Origin of the sequence: Winogradskyella litoriviva (assembly GCF_013249065.1) — a bacterium.
GTDB lineage: Bacteria > Bacteroidota > Bacteroidia > Flavobacteriales > Flavobacteriaceae > Winogradskyella > Winogradskyella litoriviva.
Window position 1 is genome coordinate 69,415 of the sequence record NZ_JABRWQ010000007.1, and the last position, 15,164, is coordinate 84,578.

Annotated in this window: 18 protein-coding genes and 1 other RNA gene; 12 read left to right on the forward strand and 7 right to left on the reverse strand. The window is 31.2% G+C overall.

Annotated elements, in window-relative coordinates; all coding sequences use genetic code 11:
- The first annotated feature begins 8 nt into the window (after positions 1-8).
- The 7 genes from HNV10_RS15165 to HNV10_RS15195 all read left to right on the forward strand — a co-directional run bounded on the left by HNV10_RS15165 (position 9) and on the right by HNV10_RS15195 (position 4,787).
- Complete coding sequence (locus tag HNV10_RS15165) at positions 9-773, forward strand: oxygenase MpaB family protein (RefSeq protein ID WP_173302243.1); 765 nt, start codon at positions 9-11, stop codon at positions 771-773.
- Positions 774-865: 92 nt separating this feature from the next.
- On the forward strand, positions 866-2,260 hold the full coding sequence (locus HNV10_RS15170; protein ID WP_173302244.1) for a DUF4153 domain-containing protein: 1,395 nt from the start codon (positions 866-868) through the stop codon (positions 2,258-2,260).
- Position 2,261: 1 nt separating this feature from the next.
- On the forward strand, positions 2,262-2,594 hold the full coding sequence (locus tag HNV10_RS15175) for a hypothetical protein (protein ID WP_173302245.1): 333 nt from the start codon (positions 2,262-2,264) through the stop codon (positions 2,592-2,594).
- Positions 2,591-3,109: a Coq4 family protein gene (locus tag HNV10_RS15180; protein ID WP_173302246.1), complete on the forward strand. Its 519-nt coding sequence runs from the start codon at positions 2,591-2,593 to the stop codon at positions 3,107-3,109. Before HNV10_RS15175 ends, HNV10_RS15180 begins: the two co-directional genes overlap by 4 nt.
- Positions 3,106-3,720, forward strand: a complete 615-nt coding sequence (locus HNV10_RS15185; RefSeq protein ID WP_173302247.1) for a SanA/YdcF family protein — start codon at positions 3,106-3,108, stop codon at positions 3,718-3,720. Before HNV10_RS15180 ends, HNV10_RS15185 begins: the two co-directional genes overlap by 4 nt.
- Positions 3,721-3,735: 15 nt before the next feature.
- Positions 3,736-4,134, forward strand: a complete 399-nt coding sequence (locus HNV10_RS15190; RefSeq protein ID WP_173302248.1) for a ribosomal maturation YjgA family protein — start codon at positions 3,736-3,738, stop codon at positions 4,132-4,134.
- Positions 4,131-4,787, forward strand: coding sequence for a DUF1361 domain-containing protein (locus HNV10_RS15195; RefSeq protein ID WP_173302249.1), 657 nt, complete (start codon positions 4,131-4,133; stop codon positions 4,785-4,787). The genes HNV10_RS15190 and HNV10_RS15195 overlap by 4 nt, the downstream gene beginning before the upstream one ends.
- Before the next feature lie 30 nt (positions 4,788-4,817).
- Here the strand turns inward: HNV10_RS15195 and HNV10_RS15200 are convergent, their stop codons facing one another.
- Both HNV10_RS15200 and HNV10_RS15205 read right to left on the reverse strand, forming a co-directional pair.
- Entirely contained in the window at positions 4,818-5,612 is a 795-nt protein-coding gene (locus HNV10_RS15200) for an SDR family NAD(P)-dependent oxidoreductase (RefSeq protein ID WP_173302250.1), read from the reverse strand.
- On the reverse strand, positions 5,602-6,804 hold the full coding sequence (locus HNV10_RS15205) for an NAD(P)-dependent oxidoreductase (RefSeq protein ID WP_173302251.1): 1,203 nt from the start codon (positions 6,802-6,804) through the stop codon (positions 5,602-5,604). The genes HNV10_RS15200 and HNV10_RS15205 overlap by 11 nt, the downstream gene beginning before the upstream one ends.
- A gap of 132 nt (positions 6,805-6,936) precedes the next feature.
- Between HNV10_RS15205 and ssrA the strand changes: the two genes are divergently transcribed.
- Positions 6,937-7,333: a transfer-messenger RNA gene (gene ssrA / locus HNV10_RS15210) on the forward strand.
- 116 nt (positions 7,334-7,449) lie between these two features.
- Here ssrA and HNV10_RS15215 read toward each other — a convergent pair.
- Positions 7,450-7,944: a hypothetical protein gene (locus tag HNV10_RS15215; RefSeq protein ID WP_173302252.1), complete on the reverse strand. Its 495-nt coding sequence runs from the start codon at positions 7,942-7,944 to the stop codon at positions 7,450-7,452.
- A 253-nt stretch (positions 7,945-8,197) separates the two neighbouring features.
- On the opposite strand from HNV10_RS15215, the gene HNV10_RS15220 reads away from it, so the two are divergent.
- Positions 8,198-9,205, forward strand: a complete 1,008-nt coding sequence (locus HNV10_RS15220; protein WP_173302253.1) for a 2-hydroxyacid dehydrogenase — start codon at positions 8,198-8,200, stop codon at positions 9,203-9,205.
- 5 nt (positions 9,206-9,210) lie between these two features.
- On the opposite strand, the gene HNV10_RS15225 is transcribed toward HNV10_RS15220, so the two are convergent.
- Genes HNV10_RS15225 through HNV10_RS15235 form a run of 3 tightly spaced genes read right to left on the reverse strand, consistent with a single transcriptional unit; the run spans position 9,211 to position 11,148 of the window.
- The gene (locus HNV10_RS15225) at positions 9,211-10,146 is read right to left on the reverse strand and encodes a L,D-transpeptidase (protein ID WP_173302254.1); all 936 of its coding nucleotides are present in this window, start codon (positions 10,144-10,146) and stop codon (positions 9,211-9,213) included.
- A gap of 16 nt (positions 10,147-10,162) precedes the next feature.
- Positions 10,163-10,882 (reverse strand): peroxiredoxin, encoded by a 720-nt coding sequence (locus HNV10_RS15230; RefSeq protein ID WP_173302255.1) that lies wholly within the window; start codon positions 10,880-10,882, stop codon positions 10,163-10,165.
- 41 nt (positions 10,883-10,923) lie between these two features.
- The gene (locus HNV10_RS15235) at positions 10,924-11,148 is read right to left on the reverse strand and encodes a heavy-metal-associated domain-containing protein (protein WP_173302256.1); all 225 of its coding nucleotides are present in this window, start codon (positions 11,146-11,148) and stop codon (positions 10,924-10,926) included.
- 205 nt (positions 11,149-11,353) lie between these two features.
- Between HNV10_RS15235 and HNV10_RS15240 the strand changes: the two genes are divergently transcribed.
- Genes HNV10_RS15240 through HNV10_RS15250 form a run of 3 tightly spaced genes read left to right on the forward strand, consistent with a single transcriptional unit; the run spans position 11,354 to position 13,948 of the window.
- On the forward strand, positions 11,354-12,136 hold the full coding sequence (locus tag HNV10_RS15240; protein WP_173302257.1) for an MlaE family ABC transporter permease: 783 nt from the start codon (positions 11,354-11,356) through the stop codon (positions 12,134-12,136).
- A complete protein-coding gene (locus HNV10_RS15245) occupies positions 12,133-12,915 on the forward strand; it encodes an ABC transporter ATP-binding protein (protein ID WP_173302258.1) in 783 nt (260 codons plus the stop codon). Before HNV10_RS15240 ends, HNV10_RS15245 begins: the two co-directional genes overlap by 4 nt.
- 13 nt (positions 12,916-12,928) lie before the next feature.
- Positions 12,929-13,948, forward strand: a complete 1,020-nt coding sequence (locus tag HNV10_RS15250) for an MlaD family protein (RefSeq protein WP_173302259.1) — start codon at positions 12,929-12,931, stop codon at positions 13,946-13,948.
- Here the strand turns inward: HNV10_RS15250 and HNV10_RS15255 are convergent.
- Positions 13,935-15,032 (reverse strand): DUF6920 family protein, encoded by a 1,098-nt coding sequence (locus HNV10_RS15255; RefSeq protein ID WP_173302260.1) that lies wholly within the window; start codon positions 15,030-15,032, stop codon positions 13,935-13,937. The genes HNV10_RS15250 and HNV10_RS15255 overlap by 14 nt on opposite strands.
- Positions 15,033-15,164: the final 132 nt, after the last annotated feature.

A 15,164-nucleotide genomic window follows, 5' to 3' on the forward strand; every position in this document is an offset into this window, starting at 1 on the left:
TCAAAAAAATGGAAAACTTTGTACATAACAACTCCATAGTTAGAGAAATCTGGGAAACTAGCGACACCATTCTTTTGGTTTTTGCTGGTGCTTCTGCTGAGTTTGCTACAAACAAAGCAGTCGATTGGCTTTATTTTACAGGCAAATTACCATCTGACCCTTTGGGACGGTTATTTTCTACGGTTAATTATGCTAAAGCCATTGTGTTTTCTAAAAAAGATGAAGCCATTAATGCTATAAATCGTATCAATAAAATTCATACTTCAGTTGAAAATAATCGAGGTGCAAAAATTCCGGAATGGGCTTATAAAGATGTTTTGTACATGCTAATTGATTATTCTATTCGATCTTATGAAATTTTAGAAAGAGAACTTCAACCTGAAGAAAAACAAGACGTTTTAAACGTTTTTGGTAATGTTGGCTCTAAAATGGGAATTAAAAATCTACCACTTACCTACTCTGATTTTGAAATTGAAAGACATAAACATTTAAACGAAAATTTAAAAAACGGAAACTATACTAAAGACTTATACAAGCAATACCGAAAACATTTAGGCCTTTTTAGGTATCGTTTATTATTAGAGTCGCAGATTCTATTATTACCAAATTCAGTAAGAACATTACTTAATTTGAGAAAAGTATCGCTATTAAAACCATTAATTTCAATCTATAAAATTTTTAGAAGCCTTAAACTCGATTGGATTTTAAAAGACATCATTTTACCAACAGCCTATAAACAAGACATAAAACAATTAAACATTACAACCACATAAATTAACGAAACCCAATATTTCGACTACAATTAGTATGTCGCTTTTTTTTAATCATTTACTTTGAAAAACAAAGTACTTTAAAATAATTAAACATGAAAAAATTAGCACTCTTTATCGCAGCCTTATTATTTAGCACCTTCTTCTATGACCAATCTATAGGACTTAACCTATTTCTATTTAGTATTCTTACCGTCGCAATTCTGTTTATTAATAATCAAACGCATTTTAAAAACAGAAAAACTCAAATCTATTCGGCTGCGTATCTTATTACTGGTTTAACCATATTTTTTCATAGCTCTACTCTTTCTGTCATTGCAAACTTGGTTGCTTTTTTTACTTTAATTGGCCATCTATCAGAAACTAAATCTTCAATATATATTAATTGGCTTAATGGTTTATATACAACCATTGCGGGTTTGTTTCATCGGAATTTTGCAATTACAGAATCAAAACATATTGAAAAGGAGAATGTACAAAAACCACCTATAGACTATTTACATTGGGCAAAAATCACCATTATACCTGCTGTTATTCTTATAACATTTATAGCACTTTACAAAGAAGGCAATCCCGTTTTTAGTAATATTATTGAACAAATAGATTTTGGATTCATTAATTTTCAATGGATACTTATGGCTGGTTTAGGGTATTATTTATTCCACAATATTTATGCTCCAATTGAAGTAGAACCTGCGACAGAAATAGACTTAAAAACCGAAAACAGTTTACAAAAAACAAATGCATTTTCAATTCCTAAATTAAAACAAGAAAACCAACTTGGCGTTATTCTTATTTCGTTATTAAACGCTTTAATTGTATTGTATCTCATTACTGATGTTGCTTTTTTAACATCAGACTTAGACTTAAGAGCTTCTGTTTTTTCGGCTCAAGTACACAGTGGCATCAATGCTTTAATCGGCTCAATTGTTATTGCTATTATGATTTTACTTTATGTCTTTAGAGGTAACCTTAATTTTTACGAACAAAACATAACCTTAAAACGACTAGCCTATACTTGGATAATTTTAAACATTCTACTTGTAATAAGCATCGCTTTTAAAAACAGCCAATACATTTATTATTTTGGATTAACGTATAAAAGAATTGGCGTTTTAGTGTATTTAATCTTAGCTACAATTGGTCTTGTTTCTACACTTTTAAAAATTAGCTCACTAAAAAACAACTGGTACTTATTTAGAGTAAATACACAAGCTGCTTTTATTATTCTGGTTGCTTCTAGTACAGTAAACTGGGACTATCATATCACCAATTACAACTTTAATTATGCACAATCAATGGACTTTAACTATCTATATAATTTATCTAATAACAATACCATTCTGCTAAATGAACAACTGGCTTCAAAAACCTTGGATTACAATTCTGAACAGAAGATAAAAGATAAATACAACAAGTATGTCTATCAATTAAGAACAAACAATTGGCAAGAACTACAATACGATAATTTTAAACTTAATTACAAATAAGATGGTTGCGTTACTAGTTATTGCCTTTTTACTTGGTGGTGGAATTACCTTTTTCTTTTTAAGATTTAGTATCTCTTGTATGTTTTGGTTTTCTAAATATCCAAATGACAAACCCTACGTATTTCAGACTAAATTTCCATATTACATCATTTCACTTTTTAGCATTAGTATAACATTGGTAATAGCTTCAGATATGGCATATTTCGCTATGTATTATTTTATAACTGTACACTTCTTATCGCTTCTTATTTGGTACTATAAATTACATCATTGTAAAAAAAAGTATAGTACAGTCTCTAATACAATTGAACAATCTCAACCCAAATTACCATGAATAACCTATTGAAAATATTTAAAGACAAGCGGAAACAACTCATCGTTTGGCTATTTGAACATTCGCAACGTATCTATACCTCTATGTTTAAAAATCATCAACCTTGGCAAGTTTCTAAAGCCGATTTATTAAAGTATCCAAAACCATCATTTGGAAGACATTTAGGCGATTTTTTAGATGAAAATAATTTTGAACTCATCCCAAAAGTAGAACGACACGATTGCTACCATGTACTTTGTGGTTACAGCACTAAAGTAGAAGATGAAATTGCACTACAATGCCTCTGCTATGGCAACGGAAAACGCAGTCCGTATTTGTATGGCGCGATAATTTTGGGCATCGCTATTTTACCAGATTATTATAAATATTACTACAAATCTTTTAAAACAGGAAAGACTGCAAATGCATTTCATCATTACGATTATCAGAAATTATTACATGTTTCAATTTCAGATTTTAGAAATGCCATTTTTACAAAACACGAATTATTAACCCTCAACCTCAACATAGCATGAAGAAACTAAAACTAATAATTTTTGCAAGTATTTTAGTTGCCGTTGGTGTCTTAGCTACCTTTCATTGGATTACTTACAAAGCCAAAGGACTTACTTATAATGATGTGGACAGCATTCCAAAAAATAAAGTTGGGCTCGTACTTGGTGCAAGCCGTTTGGCTCCTAGTGGTAACATTAATCTATTTTATAAACACAGAGTTGAAGCAGCTGTTGCTCTATACAAAGCAGGAAAAATTGAATACATATTAGTAAGTGGAGACAATAGCCATAAAGACTATGATGAACCTACGGATTTTAAAAACGATTTAATTGAAAAAGGCATTCCAGCAGAACGTATATTTTTAGATTATGCTGGTTTTAGAACGCTTGATTCTATGGTGAGAGCTAAAGAAATATTTGGCCAAGATGCGCTTACCATTATTTCTCAAAAATTTCATAACGAACGCGCTATTTACATTGCACAACACTTTGGTATTGATGCCATTGCTTATAACGCAAAAGACGTATATAAACGACCAGCAAGAGAATATTTAGCTCGTACAAAGGCGAGTTTAGATTTATTATTTAATGTAGAACCAAAATTTTTAGGCGATAAAATAGCCATCAAATAAAGCACACATCACATCATGAAAATTCAATTTAACAAATACTATATAGGCATAGCACACTTTCTTTTTCTGGTTGAATTAGCTATTGCTTTTACATTAAAAACAGGATTTATTCGTCATACGTTTGGCGATTATCTCGTGGTTATTTTATTATATGCAATTATTAGAGGATGCACTAACATGAGTGTTTGGGCCTCTAGCGTAGTCGTCCTCATAATTGCTTTTGGTATTGAATTTCTCCAACTCACACCCTTCTTAGCCTATTTTAACTTACAAGATAGTTATACTGCAAAACTCATTTTTGGTAGTACGTTTCAATTTACTGATTTGGTAGCTTACACCTTAGGTATTGTAACGGTTTTAATGGTTGAGAAATCTATTAAGAGATATAATTCACTTCAAAATATTACATTATGAATATGATAAAAAACAGTATTCAATCGCAATTTAAAACCTTATCATTAATAAGTGTGGCATTATTATTTAGTGGTATTTCATTATTGGTAAGAATAAAATTGAATAAGTCTTTTTTCTACTTATTTTTAATTTGGAATGTTTTCTTAGCTATCATTCCTTATGCAATAACTATGTATCTCAGCACCAAAAAGAATGTTAGTAAACTCACGCTTGGATTTGGCCTTTTGGTTTGGTTAGCCTTTTTACCAAATGCGCCATATATTGTTACCGATTTAATTCATTTAAGAACCGCTAACAATACTTTTTTATGGTTAGATATTTTAGTGGTTTTATCTTTTGCTTTGAGTGGATTGTTTTTATTTTACTTATCGTTAATTGATATGCAAAATCTTATATTGTCTAAATTTGAAAAACTTCCAGTAAAAACAATTACAACTACTATTTTATTTTTATGTGGATTTGGAGTTTATTTAGGTCGCTTCTTAAGGTACAATTCTTGGGAAATTATAAGTGGTCCTCAAATACTTTTTATGGATATAATAAACATAATTATAGCGCCATTTCAACACTCTGAAGCTTGGCTGTTTACTATGGGATTTGGAATGTTCTTGGTTGTTGGCTTTTGGATGTTTAAGAAAATTACAAATAGCTAATTTTCTTTATGTGATTTTAGATTAAACCAATTAAGAATCCCTATTCTTATCCTGAATTTTTCGCACTATTTTAGTCGTTCTATTACGCGTTAAAATTCGTGGTAATACAGATAAAAACTTATTAATTGTGCCTGGTATAGCAACAACCTTTCCTCTATTCATGGCATTATAACCATATAAAGCGACTTCTTTTGGGCAAGCCATATTAAAAGCAATCTTGTTTTCAGAAGTGTCCTCTGAAACCACATTCTGAAATTCTGTTTTTGTTGGACCAGGACATAAAGCCGTAACAGTAACGCCTGTACCTTTTAATTCATTAGAAATAGCTTCTGAAAAGGACAAAATATAACCTTTAGACGCATAATACAAAGCCATTAATGGACCTGGCTGAAATGCAGCCAATGATGATAAATTCAATATTTTTCCAGAACCACGTTTTACCATATCTGGCAATAACAATTTTAATAAATGTGTTGAAGTTAATATATGAAGATTTAGCATTTTAGATTCTCGTTCCCAATCTGTATCGCAAAATGTGCCAAACAACCCAAAGCCTGCATTATTTATTACCACTTCAATTTCAATATCGCTAATTTCATTAAAAATTTCTTCGGCAATATTTACAATGCTTAAATCTTTTACCATTAAGGTAATTTCTGGCTGGTAGTTTTTTAAGATATTTTTTCTTGCTTCCTCTAGCTTTTTAGCATTAATATCAATTAATATTAGATTATAGTTATCTTCAGCTAAAAGCAAAGCTAGTTCATATCCCAAACCAGAAGCTGCGCCTGTTACTAAAGCTGTATTTTGCTTATTATTTTTCATCTATATAATCTTGTAAATAACTAAAGCGTTTAGTTAATTTACCTTTTTCCGTAATCTTAGCACGTTTTAGAACTTCATCTTCATCATTATTAAAAAATGCCGGAATTACATATTTTAAAAATGTTTCTCCAAAACCTTCACTTGCGTCCTTTGGTAATTCGCAAGGCAAATTATCTACAGCCATTACAGTTATTACATGTTCTGCATTAAAAGCTACTTCTTTTTCCGTTTGTGCATCATAGCCATAAAATGGATCTGCAATTGTAGAAGGTCTAATTGTACTAGCTACAGGACCGTCAATATCACAAGATATATCTGCTACTAGATTTATTCTAAAATCTGGATGTTTTGCATCTTCTCTTGTAAATAAATATGGTGCATTATTTCCATAAAAATGACCTGCAATAAAATAATCTGTTTCTTTTGCGTAAGGCATAAAATTACTTTCGTAACCAGTTGGGTCATTATAAAACTTAAACCTATCGCCTACTTTACCATCTATACGCTTGGCATATTCCATAACATCTGCCATTACATAAACAGGTTCTGTAAACTGACTTGTTAAGTATAACGCATCACTAATCTGTTTAATACCCAAATGGTCTAAAATTTCTTTTGCACCATAGGCTACTTTACCCGTTCCGGTTAATAATATTTTTATATTTGGTAATGTTATTTTATCAAGTTCTGCTTTTAATGCCTCTAAATCTGCTAAAGTTTCTACTTTAGGCAATGTAAATAAACCATCTCGTAAACCTAGAGCTCTAAAACCATTATATGCGCCAACCAAACCTGCATAACGACCAAAACCTATGAGTCTCGCTCCATTATTTTTTATGATGGTTTCATGATCAAACATTTCAATATTTTTCTCTAGCATAGCAACCAATAACTTTCTATTATAAGGCTGCTTTTTAATAGTATGAGAGAAATAAAAGTATTTTTTATTAGGAATTAAATTTTCTATTGGCACCTCTTTTACACCAATCATTACATCTGCATGAGAGACATCATCTAAAACTTCAAAACCTAATTTAGCATACGCTTCATCCGGAAAAATCCTTATATCCGAAGATTCTACAATAAAAGTTGCTTCTGGAAATTGAGCTCTAGCTTCTGCTAAATGTTGTGGCGAAAACACCACACGCCTGTCTGGCGGATTTTTACGTTCTTTAATAATGGCAAATGTCATGCTAAACTGTGTTTAAGAAACTGACAAAACGTGTCAATATTTATTATGGAATAATTATTGTACGAAAGTAAAAGGATTTATGAGGTTGCGCAACTTTTTTCGTAACTTCGCCATCCATTTATTTAAAATTTTGGGGTCGACTGGTTTTGACAGCGAGATTAATTAGATGGTAAGCACGTGGTGTAATGGCATTGAAACACCTTAAAGGCTAGACCAAATTTTAAACGGCGAGAATAACTACGCTTTAGCTGCATAATCTGAATTATAGTAAGATTTCGTGCTCATTTCTACTAGGTAGAAAGGCTAAATGTCTCCAGAAAGCCTTGGTTAATGGCGTTCTTTTTTGAGGCATCGTAAATATTAACTAAGATTAGGTAGCGCTTTGATGCCTTTTCGAGATTAAAAAGCTAAGTTGTAAGTGGGTTGTCTTTAACCAGCTTGCAATCTAAAACCCAAGAAAAGAATAAACGTGTAGAAAGCCCTTTGGTTACTTGTTTGGACGAGAGTTCGATTCTCTCCGACTCCACAACACACACATTTACTGAGTATTACACTCGGTTAAAACTAAAAATCCGTACAAGTAAGCTTGGCGGATTTTTTTATTAATGACTAAACTTACAAGATGTTTGTGCTTTTAAAAACAAACTAATCTTCTATACCAACAGAAAGTGAAACCATACCATCTCCACCCATAACAACAACTATTAAGTCATTATTTTCACCAGTTATTTGAGTATTAGTTCCTCCCATTGTAATACTACTTACTTTAAAGCCGTTTTCTTTTAATTTTGTTTTATAATCACTTAGTGCTTTATCACCCACTTCTTCAAAAAGTAAATTCCAGTTTTTACTCGCTCCTAATTCTCTTGTTGAAATATTTACAATCTTACCATCTAAAAATTCTGGAACGCTTTTAGGTATTTCATCTGGCCAACTATGATTTGCTGTGTCAGAAGTAAAAGTTCCTTCTTTCGTTTCAATTACAATTTTTTCATCTTCCAAATCAACATCAGCATCATTACCAATGGTAGATTCAATAAGCGCTTCACCTGTTTTTTCTGATGTGTTTTTACAACAATTTAATACAACCAAAACTGCAAATGCAAGTATAAACACGTGCATTTTTTTAATTAAACTCATAGTTTTCATTTGTTATAATATTTTATTTTTTATAATTCAAAAATTTACACAGTGATAAATATAAATTAGCTTCATTATTAAAAAAATGATACTAATCATTTTAATTAACTGCTATTCTGGTTTGTTTTTTAAAGGTTAATTTCTAGTGTTAAAATTAGTATCTAATTGATACTGTGTACTAACATGAGCAATATCATTGGGCACTAGCTCTATTTTATATAGATTTATACGTAATCATTTGAAAAAACAAATCATGAAAGTACTTGTATATAGCGCCAAAGAATTTGAAATTCCCTATTTAAAAACGGCCAATAATAATAAACATCAACTCACCTTTATTAACGATGCTTTATCTTCTAAAACAGCAATGTTGTCAGTTGGTTTTGATGCTATATCTATTTTTTCAGCAGACGAAGCTTGTTTTATTACAATAGAAAAACTCAAAGATTTTGGTATAAAATATATAGGGTTAAGATCGGTCGGTCATGACAATGTTAACTTAAGAGCTGCTTTAAGATTAAATATAAAAGTTGCCAACGTGCCAGCATACTCTCCTTATGCCATTGCTGAACATGCCACTGCCTTATTATTAGCTATAAACAGAAAGATTATTGCATCTAATTGGCGCGTAAAACAATATAATTTTAATCTTAACAACCTTGTTGGTTTTGACTTAAACAAAAAGACTGTTGGCATCATTGGTACTGGTAAAATTGGTAATGTAATGTGTAAAATAATGAATGGCTTTGGATGCAACCTTTTGGGTTATGATATTGAAGAAGATGAAGATTTAAGAAACCATTATAATGTTAATTATACATCGCTTGAAGACTTATGTGAAAAGTCAGACATCATTTCATTACACGTTCCATTAAATACAGATACACATCAGCTTATAAATGAGGATTTAATATCTAATATGAAAGATGGAGTTATTATTATTAATACAGCTAGAGGATCCATACTTAACACAGAACACATCATTGACGGTCTTAGAAGTGGCAAGATTGGCGCTTTAGGTATTGATGTCTATGAAAACGAAAAAGAAATTTTCTTTAAAGACCACTCCCTAGATATTCCAGACGATGATATTCTAATGCGTTTAAATTCTTTCCCAAATGTATTAATTACAGGACATCATGCGTTTTTAACCGAAGAAGCATTAACTAATATTGCAGAAACTACTATTCATAATTTTAATTGCTGGAGCAAAGGTGAAGAAACAGAAAATGAATTAACTAATCTCATTGAAAGCGTATAAATCTACTATTCACCTTTACCATAAATATCCTCTAAAACAATGGTTTCACCTTCTTTATTAACAACCATTAATTGGTATCTTATTTCTATTTTAGTAGCAATTGGTGCGTAATAATAAATTACCCAAGCATCGCCTTCATTGGTTCCAATACAGCCATTTGAATAGGCTTTTCGCAAAGTTATAGGGTTTGTTGTAGGATGAATTAATTGTCCATAACGCAAACCATTGATTACTGTTTCAATAAAAGGAATCTGTGGCAATCTAGTTACTTCACCATCATCGCGTTTTGTTACAAAATATTGATGATTATTAACCGGATTAACATATCTTGGATTACGTACATGATTTACAATGTGTCCTTCACCAGTTTTAGTTTTTAAATCTTGAATTCTTCCAGACATTTTAAGATACTTAGATTGATTTTTACCAACTCTTACCGGAAATTCATAAAGCAGAACAGAATCTTCATAAATACGAAGTTTATATTCTGGGATATTAATATCAATTCGAGTTTTATTAAATGCGTTTTTAAGCTGATTAACTTGCAGTGAATCTGGAATATTTATGGTATTACCTTCTCTTAAAACTATTAAATCTTTCTGGTTATAAACAAAAGAATCTCTAGCTTTCATTCTGTAATAATCTGTATTTTTAAGGGTGTCTATAATCCATGGATTAGCCCTTACTAAAATATGTTCGGTCAGCGTATAAGGTGTTAAAGAATCATAGTGACTTACTAAGGAATCTATATAATGAAAGTAGCCTGAAATTTTAACAGGTTGCTTTACTAAAATGCCCTTAAAATCATCAATAGCAACTAAAGCTTTGTCACTCTTGTTATCTAACAACCCAAGCGTATTTTGCGCTTTTAGGCAACAAAGCTTTAGTGATAGTATTAGTGCTACTAAAAAAAACAGTTGATGATTTAGTTTAATGAGCATGGTTAGTGTTTTGAACCTAAGTTTTTATGATGGCTTTTAGTACTTCTTCTTTATCAAGTTTTTTAGTACAGAAAAACCAATCTTCACATTCTAACTCATCTGTAGCTGTCATTCGCTCTTCGGCAACACCACAAGAACCTGCAGGCGAAACAATAACATCATCGCCTGGATACCAATCTGCAGGTGTAGCGATTGCAAATTTATCTGCCGCTTGCATAGCAATTAATGCTCTATAAATTTCATCAAAATTTCTACCTAAGCTTAATGGATAATAGATTAAGGCTCTTATTATTCCTTTTGGATCAATGAAGAAGACAGCTCTTACAGCCTGTGTTTTACTTTCACCAGGTTGTATCATGCCATATTTTTTAGCAACTTCCATTGAAATATCTTCTATCAATGGAAATTTAACCTCAATATCCTTCATTCCTTTAAATTTAATCTTTTCTTTTATGGTGCGTAACCATGCAATATGGCTATATAATCCATCAATAGATAAGCCAACTAATTTACAATTAGCTTTAGCAAACTTATCTTCAAGATGTGCAAACGTCATAAATTCAGAGGTACAAACAGGTGTAAAATCTGCAGGATGACTAAATAAAATTACCCATTCACCAGAATAATCTTCAGGGAAATTAATTTCGCCTTGCGTAGTTATGGCATTAAATGCTGGTGCATTATCTCCAATTCTTGGCATACCAATAATCTTTTCTTGTTCTTGTATTGTTTCCATTATTTTTAAGTTTAAGAAATACCAATAGCATTTCAGTAGTATTACATTTTCAATTTATTTTCTGCTCCACGTATTGGGTAACCCAACATTTCTAAAACATGTTTAGCATGCTCAAAGTCGTGTTTTGTATGAAAATTAAAGGCAACTGTTTCATTTTTAAAATCAACAACTACTTCCGAAATATTTTTCAATTTAGAAAGTGCATTTTCAATAATGGATGCATTACCACAACTTTCTAGATTTCTAAGGTGTACCGTTGATCGCATTTCATAAGTATTTATGATTTCTAAAATTAAATCATCCCCTAAAAATGTAAAATGATGGTTATCAGTTTTACTTTGTTAATTAAGAAAAAATAGTATCTAAATCACCCTTATTTGCTACGATAAAAGTCAATTTAACAGAATGATGATTATCATTTCAAGAACGGCTTTATTGCTCTAAATTTGAGTAATAACAAGATAAGCAAGCATGTCTGGCATTAAAAGTATAGAGAATCAATTTAATTCTTTTCTTAAGGAAATTGGAGAATTATCTTATTTCGCTGGTCGTTATTTTAAAGAGGCCTTAAAACCACCTTTTGAATTTAAAGAATTGTTGCGCCAATGTTATAGTATGGGTAATCGCTCTTTGTTACTTGTTGCAATTACTGGTTTTATTATTGGTTTAGTATTGACTTTACAAACCCGACCAACATTATTAGAATTTGGTGCTGTTTCTTGGATGCCATCTATGGTTGGGATTTCTATTGTGAGAGAAATTGGCCCAATGATAATGGCTTTGGTATGTGCAGGTAGAATTGGCTCTGGTATTGGTGCCGAATTAGGCTCTATGCGTGTTACTGAGCAGATTGATGCTATGGAAGTTTCTGGTACTAATCCATTTAAGTATTTGGTGGTAACTAGAATTTTAGCAACCACATTAATGATTCCTTTATTGATTATTATTGGTGATGCAATTGCATTATACGGTTCTTTTTTAGTCGAAAATTTAAAAGGAAATGTGTCTTTTACCCTGTATTTTAATCAGGTTTTTGATTCGTTAGAGTTTGGTGACATTCTGCCTGCAACTATTAAATCTTTCTTTTTCGGATTTGCTATTGGGCTTGTAGGATGTTTTAAAGGTTACTACTGTAAAAAAGGAACAGCAGGTGTTGGTAAGGCAGCAAATTCTGCTGTAGTTTTTACTTCCTTACTATTATTTGTTATTGATTTTATCGCTGTTTTTGTTGCAGATATTTTTTATGAATTATGAAAGAAACACAAGATATAGCAAATCAACCTAAAAACTTAGAACGACCTCCAATTGTTCTTCAAATTAAAGATTTGTACAAAAGTTTTGGAGAGAACAATGTTCTCAATGGATTTAATATGACTTTGTATAAAGGTGAGAATTTGGTGATTATGGGAAAATCTGGTTCTGGCAAATCCGTAATGATAAAATGTTTAGTGGGTTTAATGGAAGCAGATAGTGGCTCTATTACAGTAATGGATAAGGATATTACAACCTTAAACCAAGAAACCTTAGATATTTTACGAGCAGATATTGGTTTCTTGTTTCAAGGAAGTGCTTTATATGATTCTATGACAGTACGCGAAAATTTAGAGTTTCCATTACGTCGCCATTCCGAAAAATTTGACCATAAAACAGACACTAATACTATGGTGATAGAAGCACTAAAAAATGTAGGACTGGAAAGTGCTATAGACTTAATGCCTTCAGAATTGTCTGGCGGCATGAAACGACGTGTGGCTTTAGCACGCACCTTGATATTACAACCAAAAATCATTTTATACGATGAACCTACAAGTGGCTTGGATCCTATTACATCAAAAGAAATTATTCTATTAATGAAAGATATACAGACAAAATATAATACCTCATCACTTATTATAACACACGATGTGGATTGTGCTAGATATATTTCGGACCGAATGATATTATTGATTGATGGTGTCGATTACACCGTTGGGACTTTTAAAGAATTGTCTGCTTCAAATGACCCAAAAATTAGAGCATTTTTTAAACAGTAAATAAACTAGGCAGATGAAAACTACAGAAACTCAAAAAATTCGGTTAGGCATCTTTGTCTTATTAGGCACATTGCTATTTGTAACAGCTGTCTACTTTATAGGACAACGCCAAAATATGTTTGAAAAAACATTTACCATTAGTGCCCATTTTCAAAATATAAATGGCTTACAAAAAGGAAACAACGTGCGTTATTCTGGCATTCATATTGGCACGGTAAAAGACATATCCATGCTTAATGATTCTGTAATAAAAGTAGACATGGCCATTGAAGAAAAGATAATTGAACACATAAAAACTGATGCTATTGCAGCTATTGGATCCGATGGTTTAGTAGGAAATATGATTATAAATATTGTACCTGGTAATAACATTGGCGCACCAGTTGTTAGAAATGGTGATACTATTGAATCTTACAGTAAGATAGGTGCTGATGATATTCTAAGCACCTTAGGTTCTAGCTCTGAAAATATCGCCATCTTATCCTCAGATTTACTCAAAATAACCAATGCTGTAATTAAAGGAAAAGGAACTATAGGTGTATTACTCAATGATACTCTAATGGCCAAAGATTTAAAACAGTCTGTTACCAACCTTAGGCAAGTAAGTTATAATGCAACGCAATCTATTAACGAACTCAATACCATTCTCTCTAATATTAAAACCAATGATAACTCTGTTTTAGGATTATTAATTAATGATACAATTTCTAACCATAAATTAAAAACCGTTATAAAAAACCTTGAAATCTCTAGCCAAGAAATTGAAAATCTAGTTAAAAATGCAAATACTGTTGTTACAGATATTCAGTCTAATAAAGGTGCATTAAATTATGTACTAAATGATACATCATTGGTAAATAACTTAAAGCATACGCTTAAAAACATCAATGAAGGCACAAGTAAATTCAACGAAAATATGGAAGCCCTAAAGCACAACTTTTTAACACGTGGTTATTTTAAAAAATTAGAACGACAAGAAGAGAAAGCAAAAAAGAAAGGGAATGACTCTAACAAATTAACTAATCAGCAATAGGTAGATTATATTTTATATCCGTTATTTCAACATTTAACCAATTGAAATCACCTTCTGGTAATTTCCAGGTTACTTTGCTTTTATTTGGTAGTCTAACTCCATCAAACATTTTATAAGATATTGCTTCAACAAACCATACCTCTTTAGTAGATTTTATATCTCCTCCATAAAAACGATTTGCTGTAAATGAGACAAAATCACCTGTTGTACTGAATGAAAATACTCCTGAAACTGATTGATCTTTATATGTTAATGTCGCTTTTACTGAAGATTCATCAATATAATTCCAAGTTATATATTCATTTAAAGCTGCGCTAGGAAACCAACAGATTTCAGCCAAATATCTTACCATGGCGCCTTGATTAATTTTTGAATTTTTAGATTCATTTACTACAGGCAACAATCCTGCAAGTTTAATTAGCATTTCGCCATTACCATTTACCAACTTATCTCGACCAATCATTTGAATTAATGGTATTACCTCGATTTTAGTCTGCCATACAAATGCAGGTTCTTCAACATTAAAATTTTGTTTTGCTTTAAAAGGCATCCAATTACCATTTGGTTTTATTCGCATAGTACCAATCTGTTGTAACCATACAGAGAATACTTTTTGGTTTCCAATGACTCCAGAATTTATCATCCATTTCTGCACAATTGGTGGCAAATGCTCAATATCCTTATTGGCAATTATTGTACGATTATTAACCGTAATTGATTTAAGTATTTGTCTATTTTCTTGTACAACCATTTTATTAAAACGATTTGTCATCAATGCAGAAAAACTTACTAAAAGAATTATAACGTTTATGACTGACCCATATTTGGCATCTTCCCAATGTAAAATGATTAATACTTGAGAAATAAAAGCTGCAATCAAAGCCATATAAAACCAAGTTCTATTGGTTATTAATTCAAATACTGTAATTAAAAACAACATGCACGAAATCAACCAAATTAATCCCATGGGTTTTGAAATGCTTTGAGATAATTGCGAAATTTCTACAATTTTAAAAGGCTTTGCAAAACCCATAAGGTGAATAAATCCGTGAATCGATAATACAATACTAAAAACTAGATTCATAGTTGTTCTAAGAACATTTAATGTTTCCAAAAATCATAATAGAAAAATGGTAAATAAGAACAGAATAAATACCACGACAAAAAGTTTGATAAAGATTTTCATAATAGCAAATGATTTATGCTCTTAAGTTAA

Coding starts and splice junctions, on each gene's coding strand:
- HNV10_RS15185 (WP_173302247.1), top strand. CDS start 3,106: ATGAAGAAACTAAAACTAATAATTTTTGCAAGTATTTTAGTTGCCGTT.
- HNV10_RS15245 (WP_173302258.1), top strand. CDS start 12,133: ATGAAAGAAACACAAGATATAGCAAATCAACCTAAAAACTTAGAACGA.
- HNV10_RS15235 (WP_173302256.1), bottom strand. CDS start 11,148: ATGCGATCAACGGTACACCTTAGAAATCTAGAAAGTTGTGGTAATGCA.
- HNV10_RS15220 (WP_173302253.1), top strand. CDS start 8,198: ATGAAAGTACTTGTATATAGCGCCAAAGAATTTGAAATTCCCTATTTA.
- HNV10_RS15250 (WP_173302259.1), top strand. CDS start 12,929: ATGAAAACTACAGAAACTCAAAAAATTCGGTTAGGCATCTTTGTCTTA.
- HNV10_RS15225 (WP_173302254.1), bottom strand. CDS start 10,146: ATGCTCATTAAACTAAATCATCAACTGTTTTTTTTAGTAGCACTAATA.
- HNV10_RS15255 (WP_173302260.1), bottom strand. CDS start 15,032: ATGAATCTAGTTTTTAGTATTGTATTATCGATTCACGGATTTATTCAC.
- HNV10_RS15200 (WP_173302250.1), bottom strand. CDS start 5,612: ATGAAAAATAATAAGCAAAATACAGCTTTAGTAACAGGCGCAGCTTCT.
- HNV10_RS15165 (WP_173302243.1), top strand. CDS start 9: ATGGAAAACTTTGTACATAACAACTCCATAGTTAGAGAAATCTGGGAA.
- HNV10_RS15240 (WP_173302257.1), top strand. CDS start 11,354: ATGTCTGGCATTAAAAGTATAGAGAATCAATTTAATTCTTTTCTTAAG.
- HNV10_RS15175 (WP_173302245.1), top strand. CDS start 2,262: ATGGTTGCGTTACTAGTTATTGCCTTTTTACTTGGTGGTGGAATTACC.
- HNV10_RS15170 (WP_173302244.1), top strand. CDS start 866: ATGAAAAAATTAGCACTCTTTATCGCAGCCTTATTATTTAGCACCTTC.
- HNV10_RS15180 (WP_173302246.1), top strand. CDS start 2,591: ATGAATAACCTATTGAAAATATTTAAAGACAAGCGGAAACAACTCATC.
- HNV10_RS15230 (WP_173302255.1), bottom strand. CDS start 10,882: ATGGAAACAATACAAGAACAAGAAAAGATTATTGGTATGCCAAGAATT.
- HNV10_RS15205 (WP_173302251.1), bottom strand. CDS start 6,804: ATGACATTTGCCATTATTAAAGAACGTAAAAATCCGCCAGACAGGCGT.
- HNV10_RS15215 (WP_173302252.1), bottom strand. CDS start 7,944: ATGAGTTTAATTAAAAAAATGCACGTGTTTATACTTGCATTTGCAGTT.
- HNV10_RS15195 (WP_173302249.1), top strand. CDS start 4,131: ATGAATATGATAAAAAACAGTATTCAATCGCAATTTAAAACCTTATCA.
- HNV10_RS15190 (WP_173302248.1), top strand. CDS start 3,736: ATGAAAATTCAATTTAACAAATACTATATAGGCATAGCACACTTTCTT.